The organism is Aquibacillus koreensis (assembly GCF_025154055.1).
GTDB lineage: Bacteria > Bacillota > Bacilli > Bacillales > Amphibacillaceae > Aquibacillus_C > Aquibacillus_C koreensis.
The window spans coordinates 123,555-145,355 of sequence record NZ_JAOALK010000047.1 but is presented as its reverse complement, the minus strand read 5'-3'; the positions used below and the strand labels follow the sequence as shown (position 1 = coordinate 145,355).

At 38.2% G+C, this 21,801-nt stretch carries 16 protein-coding genes; 4 read left to right on the top strand and 12 right to left on the bottom strand.

Annotated features, from left to right (window positions below):
• The first annotated feature begins 747 nt into the window (after positions 1-747).
• The 4 genes from NYQ66_RS13745 to NYQ66_RS13730 all read left to right on the top strand — a co-directional run bounded on the left by NYQ66_RS13745 (position 748) and on the right by NYQ66_RS13730 (position 5,929).
• Positions 748-1,929, top strand: a complete 1,182-nt coding sequence (locus NYQ66_RS13745; protein WP_259870254.1) for a YcxB family protein — start codon at positions 748-750, stop codon at positions 1,927-1,929.
• 560 nt (positions 1,930-2,489) lie between these two features.
• Complete coding sequence (locus NYQ66_RS13740; protein WP_259870252.1) at positions 2,490-4,514, top strand: right-handed parallel beta-helix repeat-containing protein; 2,025 nt, start codon at positions 2,490-2,492, stop codon at positions 4,512-4,514.
• A gap of 198 nt (positions 4,515-4,712) precedes the next feature.
• A complete protein-coding gene (locus NYQ66_RS13735) occupies positions 4,713-5,279 on the top strand; it encodes a Uma2 family endonuclease (RefSeq protein ID WP_259870251.1) in 567 nt (188 codons plus the stop codon).
• A 176-nt stretch (positions 5,280-5,455) separates the two neighbouring features.
• Positions 5,456-5,929, top strand: a complete 474-nt coding sequence (locus NYQ66_RS13730) for a DUF7878 domain-containing protein (protein ID WP_259870250.1) — start codon at positions 5,456-5,458, stop codon at positions 5,927-5,929.
• 250 nt (positions 5,930-6,179) lie between these two features.
• Here the strand turns inward: NYQ66_RS13730 and rlmD are convergent, their stop codons facing one another.
• The 12 genes from rlmD to NYQ66_RS13670 all read right to left on the bottom strand — a co-directional run bounded on the left by rlmD (position 6,180) and on the right by NYQ66_RS13670 (position 21,766).
• On the bottom strand, positions 6,180-7,565 hold the full coding sequence (gene rlmD / locus NYQ66_RS13725) for a 23S rRNA (uracil(1939)-C(5))-methyltransferase RlmD (RefSeq protein ID WP_259870249.1): 1,386 nt from the start codon (positions 7,563-7,565) through the stop codon (positions 6,180-6,182).
• Positions 7,566-7,769: 204 nt separating this feature from the next.
• Positions 7,770-8,675, bottom strand: coding sequence for a diacylglycerol kinase (locus tag NYQ66_RS13720; RefSeq protein WP_259870248.1), 906 nt, complete (start codon positions 8,673-8,675; stop codon positions 7,770-7,772).
• Between the two features lie 206 nt (positions 8,676-8,881).
• A complete protein-coding gene (gene gatB, locus NYQ66_RS13715; RefSeq protein ID WP_259870245.1) occupies positions 8,882-10,312 on the bottom strand; it encodes an Asp-tRNA(Asn)/Glu-tRNA(Gln) amidotransferase subunit GatB in 1,431 nt (476 codons plus the stop codon).
• Positions 10,312-11,781 (bottom strand): Asp-tRNA(Asn)/Glu-tRNA(Gln) amidotransferase subunit GatA, encoded by a 1,470-nt coding sequence (gene gatA / locus NYQ66_RS13710; RefSeq protein ID WP_259870244.1) that lies wholly within the window; start codon positions 11,779-11,781, stop codon positions 10,312-10,314. Before gatA ends, gatB begins: the two co-directional genes overlap by 1 nt.
• Before the next feature lie 12 nt (positions 11,782-11,793).
• On the bottom strand, positions 11,794-12,084 hold the full coding sequence (gatC, locus tag NYQ66_RS13705; RefSeq protein ID WP_259870242.1) for an Asp-tRNA(Asn)/Glu-tRNA(Gln) amidotransferase subunit GatC: 291 nt from the start codon (positions 12,082-12,084) through the stop codon (positions 11,794-11,796).
• Between the two features lie 619 nt (positions 12,085-12,703).
• Positions 12,704-13,891 carry a CamS family sex pheromone protein gene (locus NYQ66_RS13700; protein WP_259870241.1) on the bottom strand — a complete coding sequence of 396 codons (1,188 nt, stop codon included), beginning with the start codon at positions 13,889-13,891 and terminating at the stop codon, positions 12,704-12,706.
• Positions 13,892-13,907: 16 nt separating this feature from the next.
• Positions 13,908-15,911: an NAD-dependent DNA ligase LigA gene (gene ligA, locus NYQ66_RS13695; RefSeq protein WP_259870239.1), complete on the bottom strand. Its 2,004-nt coding sequence runs from the start codon at positions 15,909-15,911 to the stop codon at positions 13,908-13,910.
• A 20-nt stretch (positions 15,912-15,931) separates the two neighbouring features.
• The gene (gene pcrA, locus NYQ66_RS13690) at positions 15,932-18,175 is read right to left on the bottom strand and encodes a DNA helicase PcrA (RefSeq protein WP_259870237.1); all 2,244 of its coding nucleotides are present in this window, start codon (positions 18,173-18,175) and stop codon (positions 15,932-15,934) included.
• 16 nt (positions 18,176-18,191) lie between these two features.
• On the bottom strand, positions 18,192-18,878 hold the full coding sequence (gene pcrB, locus NYQ66_RS13685) for a heptaprenylglyceryl phosphate synthase (RefSeq protein WP_259870236.1): 687 nt from the start codon (positions 18,876-18,878) through the stop codon (positions 18,192-18,194).
• A gap of 139 nt (positions 18,879-19,017) precedes the next feature.
• Positions 19,018-20,001 carry a Gfo/Idh/MocA family protein gene (locus NYQ66_RS13680; protein ID WP_259870234.1) on the bottom strand — a complete coding sequence of 328 codons (984 nt, stop codon included), beginning with the start codon at positions 19,999-20,001 and terminating at the stop codon, positions 19,018-19,020.
• A gap of 349 nt (positions 20,002-20,350) precedes the next feature.
• Positions 20,351-20,653: a YerC/YecD family TrpR-related protein gene (locus tag NYQ66_RS13675; protein ID WP_259870232.1), complete on the bottom strand. Its 303-nt coding sequence runs from the start codon at positions 20,651-20,653 to the stop codon at positions 20,351-20,353.
• A 48-nt stretch (positions 20,654-20,701) separates the two neighbouring features.
• Positions 20,702-21,766, bottom strand: a complete 1,065-nt coding sequence (locus NYQ66_RS13670) for a DUF3048 domain-containing protein (RefSeq protein WP_311202023.1) — start codon at positions 21,764-21,766, stop codon at positions 20,702-20,704.
• Between the last annotated feature and the right edge of the window lie 35 nt (positions 21,767-21,801).

The window sequence follows — 21,801 nt, the reverse complement described above, 5'->3', positions numbered from 1 at the left end:
TTTTTAACACTTCATTATAAATATAAATAATAATTCTCCCCTTTATTTACAGAGAGATTATTTATCAGTTACTCCCTGTATAGTTTGATGTGCAAAGATTATTTTCATGTTTATCATCCTTTTTTAAATAAAGTATCTATAGAAACACAAGGAAACCTTGTGGTACTGTCATTTGCTTCTATTTTATTCTCATTTAATCAAAAGTGAGCTTTTTCTTATAATCATCCAATTAATTAACGAATTTCACAACGGTAAACTAACCTGCTATTGTTATAGATTCGACTAAACTATTACATATTTTCGCCATAAAGAATTTTATTCCTCTTTTTATAAAAAAAGTTCCATATTATAATAGACCGTTCGTTTGAACATCATTCTTTTTAGAAAACAAAAACATTAAGTGTAATTTCATTACTCGTATATCCATAAAAAGGAATATAATCAGAAATAAAGAAAGTAAAAAGTGAAATAACTGTAATATTTCATTCGTCTTATTATCAAGGTAGGAAATACGGATGACGATTAGTAGTAAAATATCCAACAAAGATATCTATCGCTTCTTACCATATTACATCGGTTCTGGAGACAAAGACGATTTAGTTCAAGCGGGCGGGGGTATTGGTTTTGCTTGAAATCTCAGTTATTTATCATTCTAATAATTTTATGAAATTGTGAAACATGCAAACATAAATACTCGTCTACTATTAGAATATATATTTGAAAATCATTCCTAAGAGGTGCTAAATCATGGAGATACAATTTCAATTAGAAAAAAAGGATCTATGGGAACTTTCCAAAAATGCTCGCATCTATTCGAAAAGATTCAAAACTACTCGTTTTTGGTTATACATTATCCTCATTGCAGGAATTTTCATTCTCTCTCTAGGGAATAGCTTCCATTATGCTCTATTCCAAACGTTACTTATCTCAGCAATTATTTTTCCAATCCTAGAACAAGTTATGTATTACGTTAGGGATAAATGGTTTATTAATCAGAATTTTCTTGGGGAGAGAACCGTTATTCTAAAAGAGGATGGGATTGAACTAATATCCGCTTCCAAGCAACAATTATTTCGTTGGAATCATTATGAATCCATGGTAGAAGCTGATGATTATTTCTTTCTTTTTGATAAAGAAGGAAAAGGTATTCAAATACCAAAACGTGCTTTAGAGGAAGACGTAGTAGATAAAATCCGACATACACTAAAAGAACATATCCCCATGTTCATGCAACACCAGCCATCTTCTATTCGAGAGGTAGTTCCAGCACTACAAATAATCGTGCTCATTTTTCTAGTGATTCTCATGTTAATAAATCAAATGGATTGGAATAAAGAGAAAGATCCCTTATCTTCTGAGCGTGAAGCTATTTATGGGCTTTTTGTTGGTGTAAGTACAGAGGACACCGTAGAAAAGATAAAGGAGGTTGGGTTAGAACTGCAAAAAGATATAACCTTGGAAGACATTGTTCAAGTATCTGAGCAATTAAGAAATGCACCTATGTCTAATGAATTCTTTGATTTTGACAAATATGCATTAGCCACACTGATTGATCAAGCTGAAATACTTTACTATGATAGGGAATTACCAAAAGAACAAACAACTGGAGTCTTCAGTGGAGAAAGTGAACATTGGAAGATAGTTGATTATACCGTAAAGGCTAGTCCAGCTCTTTTTCGCACCTATGCTGGGCGGATGTATATGAAGGGACAAGACATGTATGAAGCTGCTCTTTTTAAAGCAGAATTCTATATCCGGTTCGTGGGTAAAGATGATCTTTTCATTCATAACAATATAATAGCAGATGCGAATGAAGGAGTTAAACCACGAGACCTAGAAATTTCAGAAGAATCTACCGGTGAGTTCTATAGAGAGTATGAATCCTATAGAAACATGCAAGGAGAGCCTGTGAGCATACAAAGATATTGAAGAAGTGTATGCGATTGTCCTTTGGCAAGGGAAAGATGAAGAAGAAGTGCATAAAGAGAAGGTCACATTGGCACTCGAACAATAGCTTATTGTACCTAACATTTATATAATATGCATGCAAATTAATTCCATAAACTAACGTACGACTGAGCCTCCCCCCATGTCTTGAACCGTAAGAATTAAGGCATGGGTTTGAATAGGATTCAACACAATTTTCGCTACCCACTCCACATGTTTAGTGATAAAAAGATGATACTATTACGTATTAAAATTAAAGGTCTGGAAGTGCGCTTACAAACCTTGGTTGCCCTTTATAAATTTTCATCTTGAAATTAATGCACTTTAATACCAAAATCGCAAACACCTACTTTTCATACAATATATATAGCCGTCAGGTCTGGCTAGACACTATATACACAGGTATGAGAAAATGACGTCAGATAATATTAGCACTATTCATAAGCAAATTGTTAACAACTTACTACTAAAATACATTGCATGCCCGTCAGTTTGTAAGGAATTCTTACAACTTTTATAGGGTGGGGAGAAGGAGTGTTTTTATGGAATTTCATGTGTCAATAGAAGGAAATGATCAGGCAAAAGGAACAGCTGATCTACCTTTTCGTACCATATCACGTGCTGCGGCTCTTGCCATGGCTGGTGATACGGTTGTTGTTCACGCGGGAGTATATAGGGAATGGGTTAATCCGGCTAATGGGGGAACTGAAGAGCATAGAATAGTATATAAATCTGCAGGAGACGGAGAAGTAGTTATTACAGGGGCTGAACGCATTTCCGATTGGAAGGCTGAGGGAGACAATGTTTGGAGTACTGAAGTACCTAATTCTATATTTTCCGTTCGCAATCCCTATGAAGTAGAGTTGAGTGGAGACTGGCTATTTGACGGAGCTTTCCCAGTTCATCTCGGTGATGTATATTTGGATCACAAATCCTTGTATGAATGCGATAGTGTTGATAAGGTACATAAGCCCGAAGTTTGGTCCGAAGCCATATATCCCGAGGACTCACTACTAACATGGTATGCCGAAGTTGGGTCTTCCACAACAAAAATTTGGGCCAATTTTGGTGAAAAAGACCCTCGTAAGGAAAATGTAGAAATTAATGTCCGGCCTTATTGCTTCTGGCCTGAGAAACCAGGACTTAATTATATAACCGTAAGTGGATTCACACTTCGTCAAGCTTCTCCTCAATGGGCACCGCCAACCGACTACCAAGAAGGTTTAATCGGCCCTCACTGGAGTAAGGGTTGGATCATTGAAAACAATTTGATCAGCGAATCCAAAAGTGTCGGTATCTGCCTAGGTACTGAAATCGGTACAGGTCATACGAAGATTTCGGACAAGCACTCGAAAGGCGGCACGCAACGTGAGCAGGAGGTTATCTTGCGAGCATTACGTGCTGGATGGCATAAGGATAGCGTAGGCAGCCACATCGTTCGAGGCAATGTGATTCATGACTGTGAACAGGCAGGCATTGTGGGACATATGGGGGCAGCCTTCAGTAGCATTTATCAAAACCGCATTTACAATATTCACCACAAGAAACTCAGACATGGTGCTGAAGTTGGAGGAATTAAGCTACACGCTTCCCTGGATACGCAAATTAATGAAAATATAATCTATAGCTGTTACCGCGGGGTTTGGCTTGACTGGCAGGCACAAGGTACTCGAATCAGCCGTAATGTATTTTTCGACAATCTTTCGGAGGACTTCTTCGTTGAGGTATGCCATGGTCCGTACATGGTTGATCATAATCTATTCCTCTCTCCGATGAATTTCAGAAATATGGCACAGGGTGGAGCATTTGCCCATAATTTGTTTGCAGGTAGATTTGTGGTGCGTTCAGAGATTACTCGTATTACGCCGTACCACTTCCCTCACGAGACAGCAATGGCAGGTTACTCCAATATTACCGGAGGCGATGATCGGTACTATAACAATATCTTCTTAGGGGATAATGATGCGAATAAAGAACCAGTTCCAATAACATTTTTTGAGCATCTTCCCCTTAAACCTAGAGATGAATCTGGAGATGACGGGAAGACTGTCATGGATGGTGTTCCGGACGATTCCATCTGCTATCTGCACCCTGTGGGACTCGGTGGCTACGACAAGCATCCTGACGCAAAAGATAAAAAATGGTGGGAACTCACGAAAGAGGAGATCGCTGAGCTTGGAGATGCCGCAAAGGATATCTTTATAGGTAATGCAGTTCTTCCGGTGGCAATGGGCGGAAATGTGTACTTGAACAATGCGGTTCCTGGTACTCATGAACCCAATGGGAATATCTATGAGCAGAAGGGCATTAATGTGGAGATTAATCCTGCACAAGGCAAAGTGCAAGTTCAGATCAATGAGCCTAAATTGCTTCGTGAGGCCTCTTCTATGGTGGTCACCACTGATCTTCTTGGCAAAACTTATCACGCTGATATGAAGTTTGAGCAACCGGACAGCAATCCATATCGTTTTGACTCCGACTTTTTTGGAACAAAGCGACCTGATGGAGATGTCACACCTGGTCCGTTTGAATTAACCAAAGATGGTACTATTGAATTTGTATTTTAATTTATTATGGGAGATCCAATCAGCTTTAAGTGATTGGATCTTTTACTTTTTTGCCTTTTAATTATGTCTCTGTCTTCTAGCGTAATGTGATGAAATCCAAGGAAATAAAATCCCTTTCTCCGTCCTTGTTTGAGTGCGTGTATAAGTATTTCTTTTTGGTTATAATCCGAATATAATTGATTTAGGGTGGTGATTGCTTTGACTTTAATAAATGTAAGGTATAGCACCTATGAAGAATTTGAATCTGAACGAAAGAATACAGATGAAAGACTAGAATTTATCGATGGAGTAATATACATGTCTCCATCTCCTGACATCAAACATCAGGAGATATCATCTTACTTGCACGCTCAATTATATAATTTATTAAGAGGTAGTAAATGTAAAGTATTTGCAGCACCAACTGATGTCGTATTTAACAACGTAAATAATGATGAAAAAAAGAAGGTTGTACCTGATCTATTTGTAGCTTGCAATCAAGATAACTTCACCGAAAATGAATACGTTGGAGCTCCAGTTTTTATCATTGAAATACTGAGTCCTTCGAGTAAATCTCACGATATGATAACAAAACTAAATTTATATATGAATTTTGGTGTTAAGGAATACTGGATAGTAGACCCAATGGAAAGTCATATAATGGTATATTTTTTAGATAAGGATTTAGAAATCCAATTCAACCTAGTTAATCTAGGCGAAGATGTAATCTCAAACCTGTTCAAAGAATTTAAGATTAATACCAGCGAATTATTCAACCCAAGCTAGTCATTTATAGTGACTAGCTTTTTCATTAGGAACCAATTGTTTTCAGAAACAAAATCCTCCCGGTAATGCATTGAATAAATCAAGAATTGAATTGATCCAGACTTCGTTTATCACAAAAGTTATCCTTTGTAATAATTATAAACCTCGGTAAAAAAATGGAATCGAAAGGGGAACATATGGACAACATACCCAGTAAAATAGAGTTTTCTTACCACTTTACATCTAATGAAGCAGATATTCCCAAGAAACTAAAAAAAGAGCCGTCTATTGCATTTAGAATTGAAGGAGATTTTGAAATTACAATCAATGGCGTCAGTTATTTTCAAGAGAATTTAACATTACTCGAATTTTATCTTTATTTACACAGATGGTTTAACCACATTAATAAAAAAGGGCTTCAAGCATTTTATTATTACTCAATGGAATGGGATAAAGATGAACCAATCATATCCATCATTCCGTATAACAATAAAGCACAAATTACATCTATTTGGAGAAAAACGGAGATGTACACTGTGTTTGATTTATCCTATATTCTTAGTGAATTAGAATCTTTAGAAAACAAACTTGGACAAGATATTGAAAAACACTACGATCTCTCTCTTAATACTTTTATAGGAAAAGTACCTTTAAGAAAAATTAAGGATTAAGTAAGTTAAAATCTAATTACCTTATGGAGATACCTTTCTTTTGATCAAGGTATCTTTTTCCTTTACAACACTCCCTTGGGATTGAGTAGTTTATAATTAACTCATATTTTTTCCACATAGCATCGAGAAAAAAAGAGATTGCAAAAATGACAAGGAGTGAACATGAAAAAGACCCCTAATTCGCAAAAGATTATTTTAACGAAATTGGGGTCGGTTAGCAAATGTTTATTTTGGTTGGCAGATTTACTTTTTAGTTAGACAACTTCAACACAACTTCTGCGACACATTCAACGTGGTTCGTCTGCGGAAACATGTCCACCGGCTGCACTTGCTTCGTTTCATATCCGCCATCTTCTAGAATCTTTAAGTCACGTGCTAAGGTAGATGGGTTGCAGGAAACATAAACAATTTTTTTAGGTTTCATTGTGATCATCGCTTCTAATAATGCCTCATCACAGCCCTTACGAGGAGGATCGACCACAATCACATCTGGTCTAAGCCCTTGAGCCGTCCACCAAGGCATTACTTTTTCTGCTTCGCCTACAACAAATTCAGTATTATCGATGTTATTTAACTTAGCATTTTCCTTTGCATCTGAGATTGCCTCAGGCACAATTTCGACACCATACACCTTTTTCGCTTTTTGCGCTAAGAATAGCGAAATTGTTCCAATTCCACAATAAGCATCGATGACTGTTTCTCCTCCAGATAAATCTGCATATTCTAATGCTTTATCATAGAGTTTCTTCGTTTGTGGAGGATTGACTTGGTAAAATGATTTGGCAGAGATGGCAAACTTAATATCTCCGATCGTATCGTAAATGTATTCTTCGCCCCATAGCAATTTTGTCTTCCTACCCAATATCACATTCGTTCTTTGTTTATTGATATTTTGTACGATCGACTTGATCTGCGGGTATGTTTCATGTAATTCCTTAACTAACTCATCTGCGTATGGCAGTTCTTCTGTTCTAGTCACTAACACAATCATCGTTTCTTCTGTTGCTTGACCAGTACGGACCATAATGTGACGCAGTACACCTCTGTGCTTCTCCTCATCATAGTGGGAAATACCGAGTCGATCTGCGATACGACGTACTGCTTCTACCATTCGGTCGTTAATCTCTGATGTAATGATGCAGGTGTCCATGCCTTCTATAATTTCATGGGTTCTTTTTCGGTAAAATCCTGTGATGAGCTCGCCATCTCTATGGCCGACAGGAATTTGCACTTTATTACGGTATCGCCAAGGATCATCCATTCCGATCGTTGGATGTACTGGAATATCATCAATATGCGCTATTTTCCTTAACACATTTTTCACTTGGTTTCTTTTCATCTCTAACTGCATGCCATAATTCATATGTTGAAGTTGACAACCACCACATTGAATATACACGTCACAAGGAGGTTCGACACGATCCTCACTTACTTGATCAATATGTAGTAATTTTCCGAATGCAAAGTTTTTCTTTACTTTAATTACTTTCACTTGTGCTTTTTCGCCAGGAAGCGCATACGGCACAAACAAGGGATAACCTTCAATTTTCCCAACACCGTCTCCCTCATGTGTGATATCTTCAAAAGTTAACTCAATAGTTTGGTTCTTTTTTACAGGTGGTTCTTGTTTTACCATATATATCCGTCCTTCTTGTCAAATGCTGTCCAAAGTCTGTTATATTCTCAAATGGAAGAGAAATAAGCATATCCTTGTTACAATTGTGGAATTTCCCAGGAAATATGTTTGATTTTAGCGATTGTATCTCGACAATATCTCTTATTTTTATTCTTCCAAAGTCACTTGAAACTCATACTAACTAAAAGAAAGAAGAGGCTAAGGCTACTCTTCTTTCTCTTCTATTTCTGTTGGAATAAAGTACTCGATGTGTTTATGAAGATTTGTAAAATCTCCTGGCAATAATCCACCAAATTCACCATCAATATTTAATTGCATCTTTTGTTCAGTATGCACCTGTATATGACTAGCTTTGGTATAGAATATAAGGTCATCTTCTAAGTGAGCTCCTCTTAATGCTAACGAGGCAATTCGAACAAACTCAGCTAAATTGGATTTTTTCAAGATAAGTAAATCAAACTTGCCATCGTCCATGGATGCTGAGGGCGCCAACTTTTCAAAGCCTCCAACGGAATTCGTATTGGCAACAAGAAATAGCATGATTTCGCCTTCAAATACTTGGTCATCATATTCAATTTTTACATTCGTAGGACGAATAGAAGGAAGCATTTCAATACCTTTCAGATAATATGCTAACTGACCTAAAACCGTTTTTAGTTTACTAGGGACTTCGTAGGAAAGCTCGGTAAGCATACCACCACCAGCAATATTCATAAAATAATCGCCATTCACTTTCCCAATATCCAAGGGTTTCGAATGTCCTTCTAAAATGACAGTCACCGCTTTTTGAATGTTTCTAGGTATCCCCATCGCACGCGCAAAGTCATTCGTAGTTCCAACAGGAATAATCCCAAGTTTCGGTCGAATCTCTTTCTCTGCCAGTCCATTGATTACTTCATTAATCGTCCCATCGCCACCAGCTGCGACAACGACATCAAATTCTCGTTCCACTGCTTTCTCAGCTGCTTGAATCGCATCTCCCTTGGCAGTTGTAGCATGCACAGATGTTTCATAGCCAGCTTGTTCAAATCGTTGAAGTACACTTGCTAATTCTTTTTTAAAAAGTTCTCGTCCAGATGTTGGATTATATATGATACGAGCACGTTTCATAGGTTTCCCCCAATCTGCTCTAATGACAGCTATTATTCTACCCTACATCATAGCCGTTTTATCCTCTTTTGAAAAGTGATAGTTGTCACATTTTCCCACAACTTGTCAGGATTTGTTGGTTCCCTCATACAGTTGAAAGAGGACTGCTCGATATAGAACAGTCCCCTCGCTTCTTATTTGATGTATAAGCAATTCCTAAAGAAACTTTAACGCTTATCCATTTCTTCTAAGATGATTTTATTTACCATTGGTGGATTAGCTTGTCCTTTTGTTTCCTTCATCACTTGACCAACTAAGAATCCAAGTGCACGATCTTTACCGTTTTTGAAGTCGATAATTGATTGTTCATTGTTGTCTAAAATTGCTACAATGATATCTTTTAATTGACCTTCATCAGAGATTTGAACAAGACCTTTTTCTTTTACGATCTGCTCAGGATCTCCACCCTTTTCAACAAGTTCAGCGAATACTTTCTTCGCCATTTTCGATGAAATCGTTCCATCTCCAATTAACTTAATCATTTTTGCTAATCCTTCTGGAGTCATAGCTAGGTCATGTAGTTCTTTTTGTTGTTTGTTCATGTAAGCTGATACTTCACCCATTAACCAGTTAGAAGCCTGCTTTACATCCGCCCCATTACCAATTGTTGCTTCAAAGAAATCGGACATCTCAATCGTGCTCGTTAATACCATCGCATCATAAGCTGGTAATTCCAACTCATTAATATAACGTTGTTTACGAGCATCTGGAAGTTCAGGAATCTCGGCACGAATGCGTTCTTTCCAAGCATCATCAATATATAAAGGCACTAAATCTGGCTCTGGGAAGTAACGATAGTCATCAGAACCTTCTTTCACACGCATTAAAATTGTTTCTTTCGTTTGTTCGTCATAACGACGTGTTTCCTGAAGGATCTCTCCACCAGAAAGTAATACTTTTTGCTGACGTACCTCTTCAAATTCTAATCCTTTTTGAACAAAGGAGAAGGAATTTAAGTTCTTCAGTTCCGCTTTCGTACCGAATTTTTCTTGTCCAATTGGACGAAGGGAAATATTCGCATCACATCGAAGGGATCCTTCTTCCATTTTACAGTCAGAAACACCTGTATATTGAATAATATTTTTCAATTTTTCTAAATATGCATATGCTTCTTCAGGAGAACGTAGATCTGGCTCCGATACAATTTCTACTAGAGGCGTACCTTGGCGGTTGTAGTCTACTAAAGAATAGCCGTCATCGCTATGTGAAAGTTTACCCGCATCTTCTTCCATGTGGATACGCGTAATACCGATCTTCTTCTTTTTGCCATTCACTTCAATTTCAATCCAGCCATTCTCTCCAATTGGTTGGTCAAATTGCGAGATTTGATACGCTTTCGGATTATCTGGATAGAAATAGTTTTTACGGTCAAATTTTGTATGTGTTGCGACTTCACAGTTCAAAGCCATCGCAGCCTTCATTGCAAAGTTAACTGCTTCTTCATTTAGGACAGGCAATACACCTGGGTAACCTAAGTCGATTGGGTTAACGTTGGAATTTGGCTCCGCACCGAAATGGTTTGGACTCGGACTAAATATTTTAGAATTCGTTTTTAACTCGACGTGTACCTCAAGGCCAATAATAGTTTCAAAGTTCATTACCTGTCACCTCCTAAAGTAGGTTTCTTTTTATGGTGATCTGTTGCTTGCTCATATGCATAAGCAACACGATAAAGTGTTTTCTCATCAAAGTGTTTTCCGATTAACTGTAACCCAATTGGCAAACCATCCTTAGAGAAACCACAAGGAATCGATAGTCCTGGTACACCAGCAAGGTTGATTGGACTAGTCAAAATATCATCTGCATACATCGTTAATGGATCATCAATTTTTTCACCAATTTTGTAAGCAGGTGTAGGCGTTGTTGGGCCAATAATTACATCGTAATCTTCAAATACTTTTTCAAAGTCATTTTTGATTAACGTACGTGCTTTTTGTGCTTTTTTGTAATAAGCATCATAATACCCGGAGCTTAATGCAAAAGTACCTAACATGATACGACGTTTTACCTCGTCACCAAAGCCGTCGCTACGAGATAGTTTGAACATATCGATCATGTTTTCTGCTTTTTCAGTACGCACACCATAACGAACGCCGTCGAAACGTGCTAAGTTCGCAGAAGCTTCGGATGAAGAAAGTAAATAGTATGCTGCAACTGCATATTTAGAGTGTGGTAAAGATACTTCTTCCCATGTTGCACCTAAATCTTCGTACACTTTCAATGCTGTTAAAACGGCATCACGAACCTCGGGGTCAACACCTTCTTGCAAATACTCTTTTGGTACAGCAATACGTAAACCTTTAACTCCAGATTCGATACCTTCACTATAGTTTGGAACATCCACATTTGCAGAGGTAGAATCCATTGGGTCATGTCCTACGATAGACTGTAACAATGTAGCATTATCTTCAACGGATCGTGTAATTGGTCCGATTTGGTCTAAAGATGACGCAAAAGCAACAAGACCAAAACGAGAGACAAGGCCATATGTAGGTTTTAACCCTACCACGCCACAAAATGCTGCTGGTTGACGGATGGAACCACCTGTATCAGATCCTAAAGAGAAAAATACTTCACCAGCTGCAACTGCTGCAGCAGATCCACCACTAGATCCACCAGGAACGTGATCTGTATTCCACGGGTTTCTTGTATTTGCATAACTTGAATTCTCAGTGGAAGAACCCATCGCAAACTCGTCCATATTTAGCTTACCGATCGTTACCGTGTTTTGGCTGTTTAATCTCTCAACGACTGTTGCATCATATAATGGATCAGTGAAATTATCCAAAAACTGACTTGCACACGTTGTTCTTAGACCTTTTGTAACAATGTTATCTTTGATTCCGATTGGCATACCAAATAGTGGGGAAACATTGCCATCAAGCTTCTCATCTAATTCTTTCGCTTGTGCTTTTGCAGCTTCTTCATTCAGTGTTAAAAATGCATTTATTTCGCTATCAACTGCTTTGATTCTATTAAATGACTCTGAAACAAGGTCACTTACTGTTATTTCTTTTTTATGTAGCTTTTCTTGAATTTCTTTTAATTTAAGATCAAATAACGACATGATTTACCCTCCTTATTCCAAAATAGATGGGACGCGGAACTGACCATCCTTTTTATCCGGTGCATTCTTTAATGCATCTTCACTCTTAATCCACTCTCTAGGCTCGTCTTTACGCATTACATTTTTCAATTCTAATACGTGTGTGGTTGGTTCTACGTTGTCTGTATCTAGTTCATTTAGAAGCTCTGCATACGTGATAATATCACCTAGTTGCTTCGTCATTTTTTCTACTTCTTCATCTGAAAGGGCAAGTCGCGCAAGGTGTGCCACGTGCTTTACTTGTTCTTTTGAAATTTCAGACATTCTCTTCACCTCCGTGTTTTATATCATCTCTATCAATCAAGATGATGTGGATCTTTTTTTACTATGACAGATAGAATATTGTTCATTTTTCGAGTCCTTACAATACTTATGATAATAGCAAAAAACACATGGAATTAGCAACTTTTTCTAAGTAAACCAATCTTTTTCTACTCTATTCATTCGTATTTTCATCTAATCAGATTGAAAACAGATTAATTACGTTCTACTAACTCATTCTAACCTTTTTTTAAAGCATACATAACGGGATTCTATAAATCATTAGGATTTCCGAGGTTATTTTTACCACGTATATAGATTTATATGTCATCTTGAGATCACTATAAGATTTTGGCGGCTATGAGAGCCCCTATTTAACCAATTTCCCATCTTATTTTAGTTTAGCGGTCACCAGAGCCCTTATTTGCATTGTTTCCATTCATTTTGTGATAGCTTTGACGGAATAACGTACTTGATAGCCGCAGAGATTTAAAAAGTAGTACTTAAAGGTGAAATAAGGTCTCTCATAGCCGCTTAGAGTATGGTATTTTAAAATAAAGGAGCCAAATATAGAAAAAGCCATCTCCATCTGGGAGAAGGCCTTCCTACATGTTAACACCTTTTAATGATACACGTGGACATATGGTTCATCTTCACCAGCTTCACGTATAATTAAACTCTCTTGGTTATCGCTGGATGTGATATTTATTTCCAAGTCGTAATGCTTTTGAAAACCTTCTCGAACGAGTCCATACACATATTGGGTAAATCCTATAACTTCCGCTTTCCCATTAAAAGAAATTGGGATCTCTAACGTTAACTTTTGCAGTTGTTGATCTCGATAGAACCCTTTTCCTATCACACTTACATAGTTAGGGAAGTATTCTCCTATATCAGATTCAAAATCTTCTATATTCGCCCAAGTGTCTGGGTATTTTTCTTTTGCTTCGTTTGATGGAAACAACATATACTCTTCATCAATTGTTTCCCAGTCGCCGATCGAGGAACTGCCCGCATCTATCCCTGTACGAGCCACGAAATTACCAGGAACAAGCGAGTCATGTGCTTGTTCTCGGTATAATGCAATCATAACAGGAACATCCGTTAGCCCCTCCATTTGACGGATACGATCTAGCACTTGTTGGGATATGTCTTTTCCCTCTGCTAACATATCTTCCATACTAATTTCTTTATAATAATTTGGGCCACCAATTTCCGTCTGATACCGATAGACAGATTTCATCGCAATACCAATCGAGATTCCACCTAGTTGAACGACATCATCTTCTGTTTTGGTTAAGTAATTTTGTTCTAAAATATGTGATAAATATTTAGGATTTTCCCTTTGTGCTTCTATTCTTTCTTCTGTATCAGCATCTTCAGGAAGATCTGGAATCTCAGGATTTAAGCCTAAGTCTTCCTCTTCATCCTCTTCATCCTCTTCGTCCTTACCTTCATTCCTTTCTAGCCAACTATATAAAACATCTTCTGTAATATATTGACCTTCCTGGAAGAAGTAGCGATCCGGATCATAATAACTTAAGGATTGACGTCGTAATCCTTCTTCTAACTCATCAATATCTAATCGATTCGCTACTTGATTGACAATGACACCTCTTGATTTACTTAACTTATAATCAAGCAATACGCGATAATTTTCATCCGAAATATTGTAGCTTGGGATGATTGCTGTTTCTTGTCCTGTCTCATCTATGTTTTCTTCTATTACTTCTTCTTGTTTCTCAAATGAAGGTGCACAGCCAGTCATGACCATAAGCAAAACGAGTAGCACGATACGTATGTTCTTCATGGTATTCCTCCCCTAACTAACTTAAAGCCTCTTGTAACTGCTGTTCATTCCAGATCTCTACACCAAGTTGTTTCGCCTTGTCTAATTTAGATCCTGCTTCTTCACCTGCAATGAGTAGGTCTGTTTTCTTACTTACACTTCCTGTGACCTTACCACCAAGCGCTTCTATCTTCTCTTTTGCTTCATTTCTACTAAAGATTTCTAGTTTACCTGTCAACACAATGACTTTGTCCATAAACACGGAATCTTCCGGTTGATCTGATTTCTTCGGACCAAGGTATGTTAAGTTTAGCCCTAAATCTTTAAGCTCAGCGATCAATTCTCTTACTTGTTCTTCTTCAAAGTACCTGACAAGCGAATCCGCCATCTTTTCACCAATTTCATTGATAGCGACAAAGTCATCAAATGTTGCTTCTAGTATTTTTTCCATTGTTTCGAAATGAGATGCAATCGTTCGAGCAGCTTTGGCTCCTACAAAACGAATGCCAAGTCCAAACAATAGTCGTTCTAATGAATTGCCTTTAGACGCTTCAATAGCCTTTAACAAATTATCGACAGACTTTTCACCCATTCGCTCTAGTTGAAGTAGCTCCTCATGATTTAACTTATAAAGATCGGCAATAGTAGAAATAAGTTGTTCGTCAAATAGTTGCTCTACAACTTTTTCACCTAGTCCATCAATATTCATCGCATTTCGTGACACAAAGTGAATAAGCCCTTCTTTTAATTGTGCTGGACAACTTGGATTAATACAACGAAGTGCGACTTCTTCTTCTAATCGTACTAATTCACTTGCACAAGCAGGGCATTCCGTAGGCATCGAAAAGGGTTGCTCTTCTCCTGTACGTTCTTCCACGATAACGCGAACAACCTCAGGAATGATATCGCCCGCCTTTTTAATGACAACCGTATCATTAATTCGAATGTCTTTTTCACGAATCAAGTCTTCATTGTGCAACGATGCCCGCTGTACGGTCGTGCCTGCAACCTTCACAGGTTCGAGTAATGCTGTTGGCGTGACAACACCCGTTCTACCAACACTTAGCTCAATATCAAATAACTTTGTTACCACTTCTTCAGCAGGGAATTTATACGCAATTGCCCATCGTGGGCTTTTGGCTGTAAACCCGAGGGTTTCTTGATAATCCAGGCGATCTACTTTAACAACGATGCCATCGATGTCGTAGCTTAAACCTGCTCTTTTTTCAACCCAGCTTTGGATATAATTGATTACTTCACCGATGTTAGCGCATCTACGCCACTCCGGGTTTGTTTTAAAACCTAAAGATTGTAAGTAATCTAATCGCTCACTATGCGAGGTTAATGTGCCCGCTTCCCATTGTCCGACTGCATAGAGGTATATATCTAAGTTGCGTTTCGCAGCTATTTTCGGATCAAGTTGCCTTAACGATCCAGCCGCCGCATTTCGAGGATTAGCAAACGGTTCTTCATCGTTCTCTTCTTTTTGTTCATTTAGGTAAAGGAATGATTTTTGAGGCATAAACGCTTCACCTCGTACTTCAATCGTATCTACTTGATTAATTCTTAATGGAATACTTCTGATCGTCTTTAAGTTGCTAGTGATGTCTTCCCCTGTCTGACCATCACCACGAGTAGCACCTTGGACAAGCACTCCATTTTCATAGCGCAACGAAACAGCTAATCCATCAATTTTTAATTCACACACGTACGCTACTTCTTCGGCCTCTAAACCTTCGCGAACACGACGGTCAAATGCTCGTAAGTCTTCTTCATTAAAAGCATTGCCTAAGCTTAACATCGGGACTGTGTGTTGTACCTTTTCAAATGCTTCTAAAGGTTTGCCACCGACACGCTGAGATGGGGAATCACTCGTCAACAATGAAGGATAGGCTGTTTCAAGCTCGATCAGCTCTTGCATTTTTTGATCATATTGATAATCCGATACCGTTGGCTGGTCGAGTACATGATATTCATAGTTATATTGTTCAAGTTCTTTTCGCAAATTTTCTATTTGCTGTTTGGCTTTTGCTTCATCCATCACGAAACACACCTCAATATCTATTCTTTAGTGATTGGTGCAAATTTAGCTAGTAGTCGTTTAATACCTGTTGGCGCAGGAAAAGCAATATCTAATTCCATCGATTCACCTTCACCTTGTACTTTAACTACCGTACCTTGCCCCCACTTTTTATGGTTTGCCTTATCACCAGGTTGCCAACCAATGGATTCGCCACCCGTTGTTGTTTTCGGTTGTATTTTCTTTGGAGCACGTTTTGGCGCTGGCGGAGCATCAAACGGATTCGATTTTGAAGTGCTAATTGTAGCAGGACCTCCAAACATCGATTGTCTTGCCTGTTCGAGACCTTCAAATAGCTCTTCCGGAATCTCACTGATAAATCGACTTACTGGATTCATATTCGTTCTACCAAAAAGCATGCGCATTTTTGCGTGGGTAATATGCAGAAGCTTCTCTGCCCTCGTAATCCCAACATACGCTAATCTTCGCTCTTCTTGCATTTCTTCTTCATCCATAATCGAACGGCTATGTGGGAAAACATTTTCCTCTAGCCCTATTAGAAATACAACAGGGAATTCAAGACCTTTGGCAGCATGCAACGTCATTAGTGTAACTTTTTCGTCCGCAAATGGATCCTCATCTACACGATCAATATCTGCTATTAATGCCAGGTCAGTTAAGAAAGCAACAAGCGTCTTGTCTTCTTCACTATTCTTTTCAAAATGCTGCGTTACTGTCTTAAATTCCTCTAAGTTTTCTAATCTACTTTCCGATTCAATGCTGCGCTCGTTAATTAACATTTTTTCATAGCCTGTCCGATTTAGCACTTCCTCAACCATATCCGTTGCTGTTAGGAATTCCTGCTGTGCTGTCCAGTCTCGAATCATAGCACCAAAATCTGCTAGTGCTTTTGCCGCTTTTGCACTAACACCAATAAAATCTACTTCTTGCACAGCCGTAAATAAAGAGATGCCTTCCTGAGCTGCATATGCTTGCACTTTCTCTAAAGACGTTTTTCCGACCCCGCGCTTTGGTTCATTGACTACACGCGCGAAGCTTAAATCATCATCTGGATTCGCGATTAAACGTAAATATCCAAGCATATCTTTAATTTCTTTCCGATCGTAGAACTTTGTACCGCCAATGATCTGGTATGGAATATTGGCTTTGACAAACGTTTCCTCAATCGAACGGGACTGGGCATTTGTGCGGTATAAAACGGCTATATCTTTATAATTGTATTCATTTGCTTTCACGAAATCTTCTACTTTATTTGCCACATATAGACCTTCATCTTGTTCAGTGGAAGCTTGGTAGTAATGTATTTTGGATCCTTCTGTATTATCTGTCCAAAGATTTTTTGGTTTACGACCTGGGTTATTTTCAATTACCGCATTCGCCGCATCCAATATAGACTTTGTAGAACGGTAGTTTTGCTCTAATAACACAACCGAGGCATTAGGATAATCCTTTTCAAAAGAAAGGATATTCTTAATATCTGCCCCACGCCAACGATAAATTGACTGGTCAGAGTCACCAACAACACACAGGTTTTGATAGCGGTTTGCTAATTGCTTGACCAGGTAATATTGCGCGTGGTTTGTATCTTGGTACTCATCAACATGAATATATTGGAACCTACGTTGATAATACTCCAACACCTCTGGTACGCGATCAAACAACTTGATCGTTTCCATAATTAAATCATCAAAATCTAGTGACTGATTTTTACGTAATGTCTTCTGATAGCCCTCATATACTTGCGCAATTTGTTGTTCAAAGAAATTGCCAACATTTTTGCTATATTCTTCTGGTGTGATCAACTCATTTTTGGCGGAGCTAATGGCATTAAGCATTGCTCTTGGCTCAAATTTCTTAGGATCCATGTTTTTATCTTTCAAAACATTTTTTATCACCGTTAACTGATCGCCACTATCTAAAATAGTAAAGTTTCTATTGAGGCCAATACGATCAATATCTCGTCTTAAAATACGTACACACATCGAGTGGAACGTAGATACCCAGATATCATTACCCTCAGGTCCAACTAGGTTATAGACACGATCTTTCATCTCCCTAGCTGCTTTGTTCGTAAAAGTAATCGCAAGGATACTACGAGGTGATACTTCTTTCTCCCCTAACAAATAGGCTATTCTATGCGTTAATACTCTTGTTTTACCACTACCAGCTCCGGCCATAATCAGTAGCGGTCCATCTGTATGCTTCACCGCTTCTCGTTGTCTTTCATTTAACCCATTTAGTAAATCATCGATTGCTTGACTCACAAGAACACCACCTTTTTTATTTCCCTTTTACAGCATCCACTGTTTTTAATGCATTATTTAAATCATCATATATACTATTTCCGACTACAATCACGTCAGCATGTTCGCTCATTTCCTTCGCTTGTTCAACACTAGTAATGCCGCCACCATAAAACAATTGCGTGTTGGATAATTGACGCTTTACGCGTTGCACAAGTGCCGGATCACCATATTTCCCACTATATTCTAAATAAAAAATTGGTGTCTGAAACATATGCTCTGCCATTCGCGCATAGGCAATCACATCTTCCTCATCCGGCATGTAGCAATCTGTGAATTGATACGCTTTTGCTTCTTCGTTCATAATGCAATAGCCTTCAACAAACATTTCGTTCCAATCGATTATGTCTCCAAACTGTTTTACCGCTTCATGTTGAATATCCATCATCCATTTCTTATCACGGCTATTAAAAACCATTGGTATATAATAAAAATCAAATCCTGGCGTAATGGAGTCCATACTTGAAACTTCCAACGCACAAGGAACGGTATATCGTCTGATTCGACTTAATAATTGCAACACATTATCTAGCGTAACATTATCTGTTCCACCAACAATAACTGCGTCTGTACCTGACTCACAGACTTGTTCTAACTGTTCATCTGTTATATCTTTATCCGGGTCTAATTTAAACACATGTTTCCATTCTTTCATGTTATACACTAGAGCATCCTCCAATACTAATCCATTGTTTTATTATATCAAAAATCCAGCATTTTTCAGAATGATAATAGCAAGTTGTTCTTACCATTTTCTAGACAGGGTTGTCCAAACAAAAAACTAGCCCCTGAAGGCTAGTTTTTTACTGATCCGAAGGGAATACAACACCTATTTGTTTTCTAGCTTGTTCAATTATTGACGTTGTGATCAAAGAGTTTGCGAAAGAATTAATCGGGCATTCGGTCTTACCATCTTTTATTAGATCTATAAATGCTTGTGCTTCATAATACATAGCATTTGCTTCTTGTTCTTTTGAAATCACTTCTGTGCTTCCATCATGATACCTTATCTCTACGTGTGTTGGCTCACTAATGCTGTCGATGATGATCGATCCATCTTCCCCTTGAATCTCCGATGGAACATAAGAGTTCGTGATTTTTGAAAACATCACAGATCCTTGCATTTTCTCATAATTAACAATAATACTGCCTTGTCCATCAACGCCTGTGCTTAGCATGTAGGCATTTGCTTGTAGGTTATCTGGTTCACCAAACAATGCAACCATCGGATAAATACAATAGATTCCGATGTCAATTAAAGATCCGTTGGAGAACTTTGGATCAAAAGCATTTAGCACAATGCCTTCATTAAATTTATCATAGCGAGAAGAATACTGGCAGTAGCTAGCAAAGTAACGACGAACCGGTCCGATTTTATGTAAATGGTCTTTCACTACTTTAAAATTTGGCAAGTGCGTTGTTTTTAAGGCTTCCATTAATAAAACATTATGTTGCTTGGCTACCTCTATCATTTGTTTCACTTCTACTTCATTCGAAGCAATCGCTTTTTCCACCAATACATGCTTGCCTTGTTTCATACATTCAATTGCGTGCTCTGCATGAAGCGATGTTGGACTTGCGATATACACTGCATCAATGTCACTAGATGCCGCCATTTCTTTCATACTTGTGTATGTTTGTGCTACACCGTGTTTTTCCGCGAATGCTTTTGCTTTTTCCTCGGTTCTTGAATAGACAGCTTGTAATGAGAAATCTTCTAGTTTGGAAGCAGCATCGATAAACCGATCTACAATCCAATTTGTTCCGATCGTACCGAATCTTATCATGGTTATCTTCCTTTCTTTTTAAAATTAGTGTTTAACCGTCTTAATACGAGAATGACAGGCGATTAACAAAATGGAACGGACATTTTTTCCGCTATTTTAGTCTTTTCTTAGTAATTTGGCCTGTTGGCGGACATTTTTTCCTTTATTTCATAGAAAGCGTAAGAAAATTGCTTCAAATTGAAGAGATAGCGGAAAAAATGTCCGCGAGTAGCCCCAAAGTCACCTTCTTAGTAGAAATAACGGAAAAAATGTCCGTTTGTAACATGGCCGTCACACTTGATAATAAATTCCTATATTCCAGATAATGAAGAAAGCGCCGGTTCGATTGCATAGCCGGCGCCGAAATTATTTATTCATCCTTTTGTTCATCTAAGCGATCTAAGACCATCTGATAGCCATCATTTCCATAATTCAGGCATCTTTTCACACGAGATATAGTAGTGGTCGAAGCACTAGATTCCTGAACAATTGCATGATACGTATGACCATCGCGTAGCATTTTTGCCACTTGTAGTCGTTGTGCGAATGATTGTATCTCACTCATGGTAGCAATGTCATCGAAAAAGCGATAACATTCTTCTCGGTCTTTTAACGTGAGAATAGCATCAAATAATTGATCTAACTGTTCACCACGCAATTTGTCAATTTGCATCTATGATCACCCCTTTTATAACGCCCACTTCTAGCTATCTTAGGATTATTATTGTATGGTAACTTCCGCTAAGCCCGGAGAATTTGGAATGACATTAATCCACGTTTTCCCTTGCACAAATGGCACAACTTCTCCATCTTTAACTGGAACAAGATGACCCTCGTCATTAGCCCAATCAACTTGTTGTACTTTTCCTTTTTGTAACAAATAGGCTTTTCCGCCAGACTGTAAATCTATTTCTCTTCGTCCTTGATCATCCACAACCGCATGAGCTGTTTCAAGGATCAATACGTTATCTAATTGTACCGGCTCTTCTGTTTCTAAATCAGCCGACTGTTCTTGCCCATTAAACCTTAGATACTTTTCACTTTCTCCATCATAAACATATCGCACATTATTTGATGAACCATAATCAAAACTCACTTCTGTTGCAGCGTCTCCTTGGATTGAAACTTCTTCCTCGGTTGAGAAAGTCATGGGACGGTGATCCGCTGTAATATCATAACCCTTATCTGTAGCTACTTCATATATCCCATCAAAAAGAACGTAAGAGTTATGTGGTGGCTTACGTAAATCTCCACGCTTAAATAAATGCATGTCATTGTCATAATACATGCCATTTAAATAATCAGCTGCACCATTCTTTAACATATCTTCAATAAACTTCGCCGCACCGTGGTGTACATACAACGCACCATAGTCATCGGCAAGGTTAAAATAATATGGACGAGCACTTCTGACTGGTCCAATCATGTCTGGCTGTTCACTATGAAATAACGCCAATAATCTTGTTATATTACCTTCAGCTAAAATCTCGAAGACAACGTCTGCTTTTGTTAAACCAATTTGCGGTCTAGCTGCAGGTGCATTATTGATCATCACGGAAACAACACGATGGTCAATATCTTCATTTGTTGGTTCGCCTGTAAAAGGATACACATGTTCGAATTCCGGTTCTGCAGGTTCTTGTTCTACGACTTCTTCTACTTCTTCAACTTCCTCTACTTCTTGAGGTTCGGTTTCATTTTCTGTTACCTGCTCATCCTCATTACCACATGCTGTGATCACTAATACAACAAATATTAGAAATAAAAACTTTACGTATTTTGCCACGATCTACACAACCTTCTGCCAGTATAATAAGTTCT

Bases quoted from the DNA above. Each gene is read 5' to 3' on its own strand.
- gatB (WP_259870245.1), bottom strand. From the start codon at position 10,312: ATGAACTTTGAAACTATTATTGGCCTTGAGGTACACGTCGAGTTAAAA.
- NYQ66_RS13740 (WP_259870252.1), top strand. From the start codon at position 2,490: ATGGAATTTCATGTGTCAATAGAAGGAAATGATCAGGCAAAAGGAACA.
- gatA (WP_259870244.1), bottom strand. From the start codon at position 11,781: ATGTCGTTATTTGATCTTAAATTAAAAGAAATTCAAGAAAAGCTACAT.
- rlmD (WP_259870249.1), bottom strand. From the start codon at position 7,565: ATGGTAAAACAAGAACCACCTGTAAAAAAGAACCAAACTATTGAGTTA.
- ligA (WP_259870239.1), bottom strand. From the start codon at position 15,911: ATGGATGAAGCAAAAGCCAAACAGCAAATAGAAAATTTGCGAAAAGAA.
- gatC (WP_259870242.1), bottom strand. From the start codon at position 12,084: ATGTCTGAAATTTCAAAAGAACAAGTAAAGCACGTGGCACACCTTGCG.
- NYQ66_RS13720 (WP_259870248.1), bottom strand. From the start codon at position 8,675: ATGAAACGTGCTCGTATCATATATAATCCAACATCTGGACGAGAACTT.
- NYQ66_RS13745 (WP_259870254.1), top strand. From the start codon at position 748: ATGGAGATACAATTTCAATTAGAAAAAAAGGATCTATGGGAACTTTCC.
- NYQ66_RS13730 (WP_259870250.1), top strand. From the start codon at position 5,456: ATGGACAACATACCCAGTAAAATAGAGTTTTCTTACCACTTTACATCT.
- NYQ66_RS13675 (WP_259870232.1), bottom strand. From the start codon at position 20,653: ATGCAAATTGACAAATTGCGTGGTGAACAGTTAGATCAATTATTTGAT.
- NYQ66_RS13700 (WP_259870241.1), bottom strand. From the start codon at position 13,891: ATGAAGAACATACGTATCGTGCTACTCGTTTTGCTTATGGTCATGACT.
- NYQ66_RS13680 (WP_259870234.1), bottom strand. From the start codon at position 20,001: ATGATAAGATTCGGTACGATCGGAACAAATTGGATTGTAGATCGGTTT.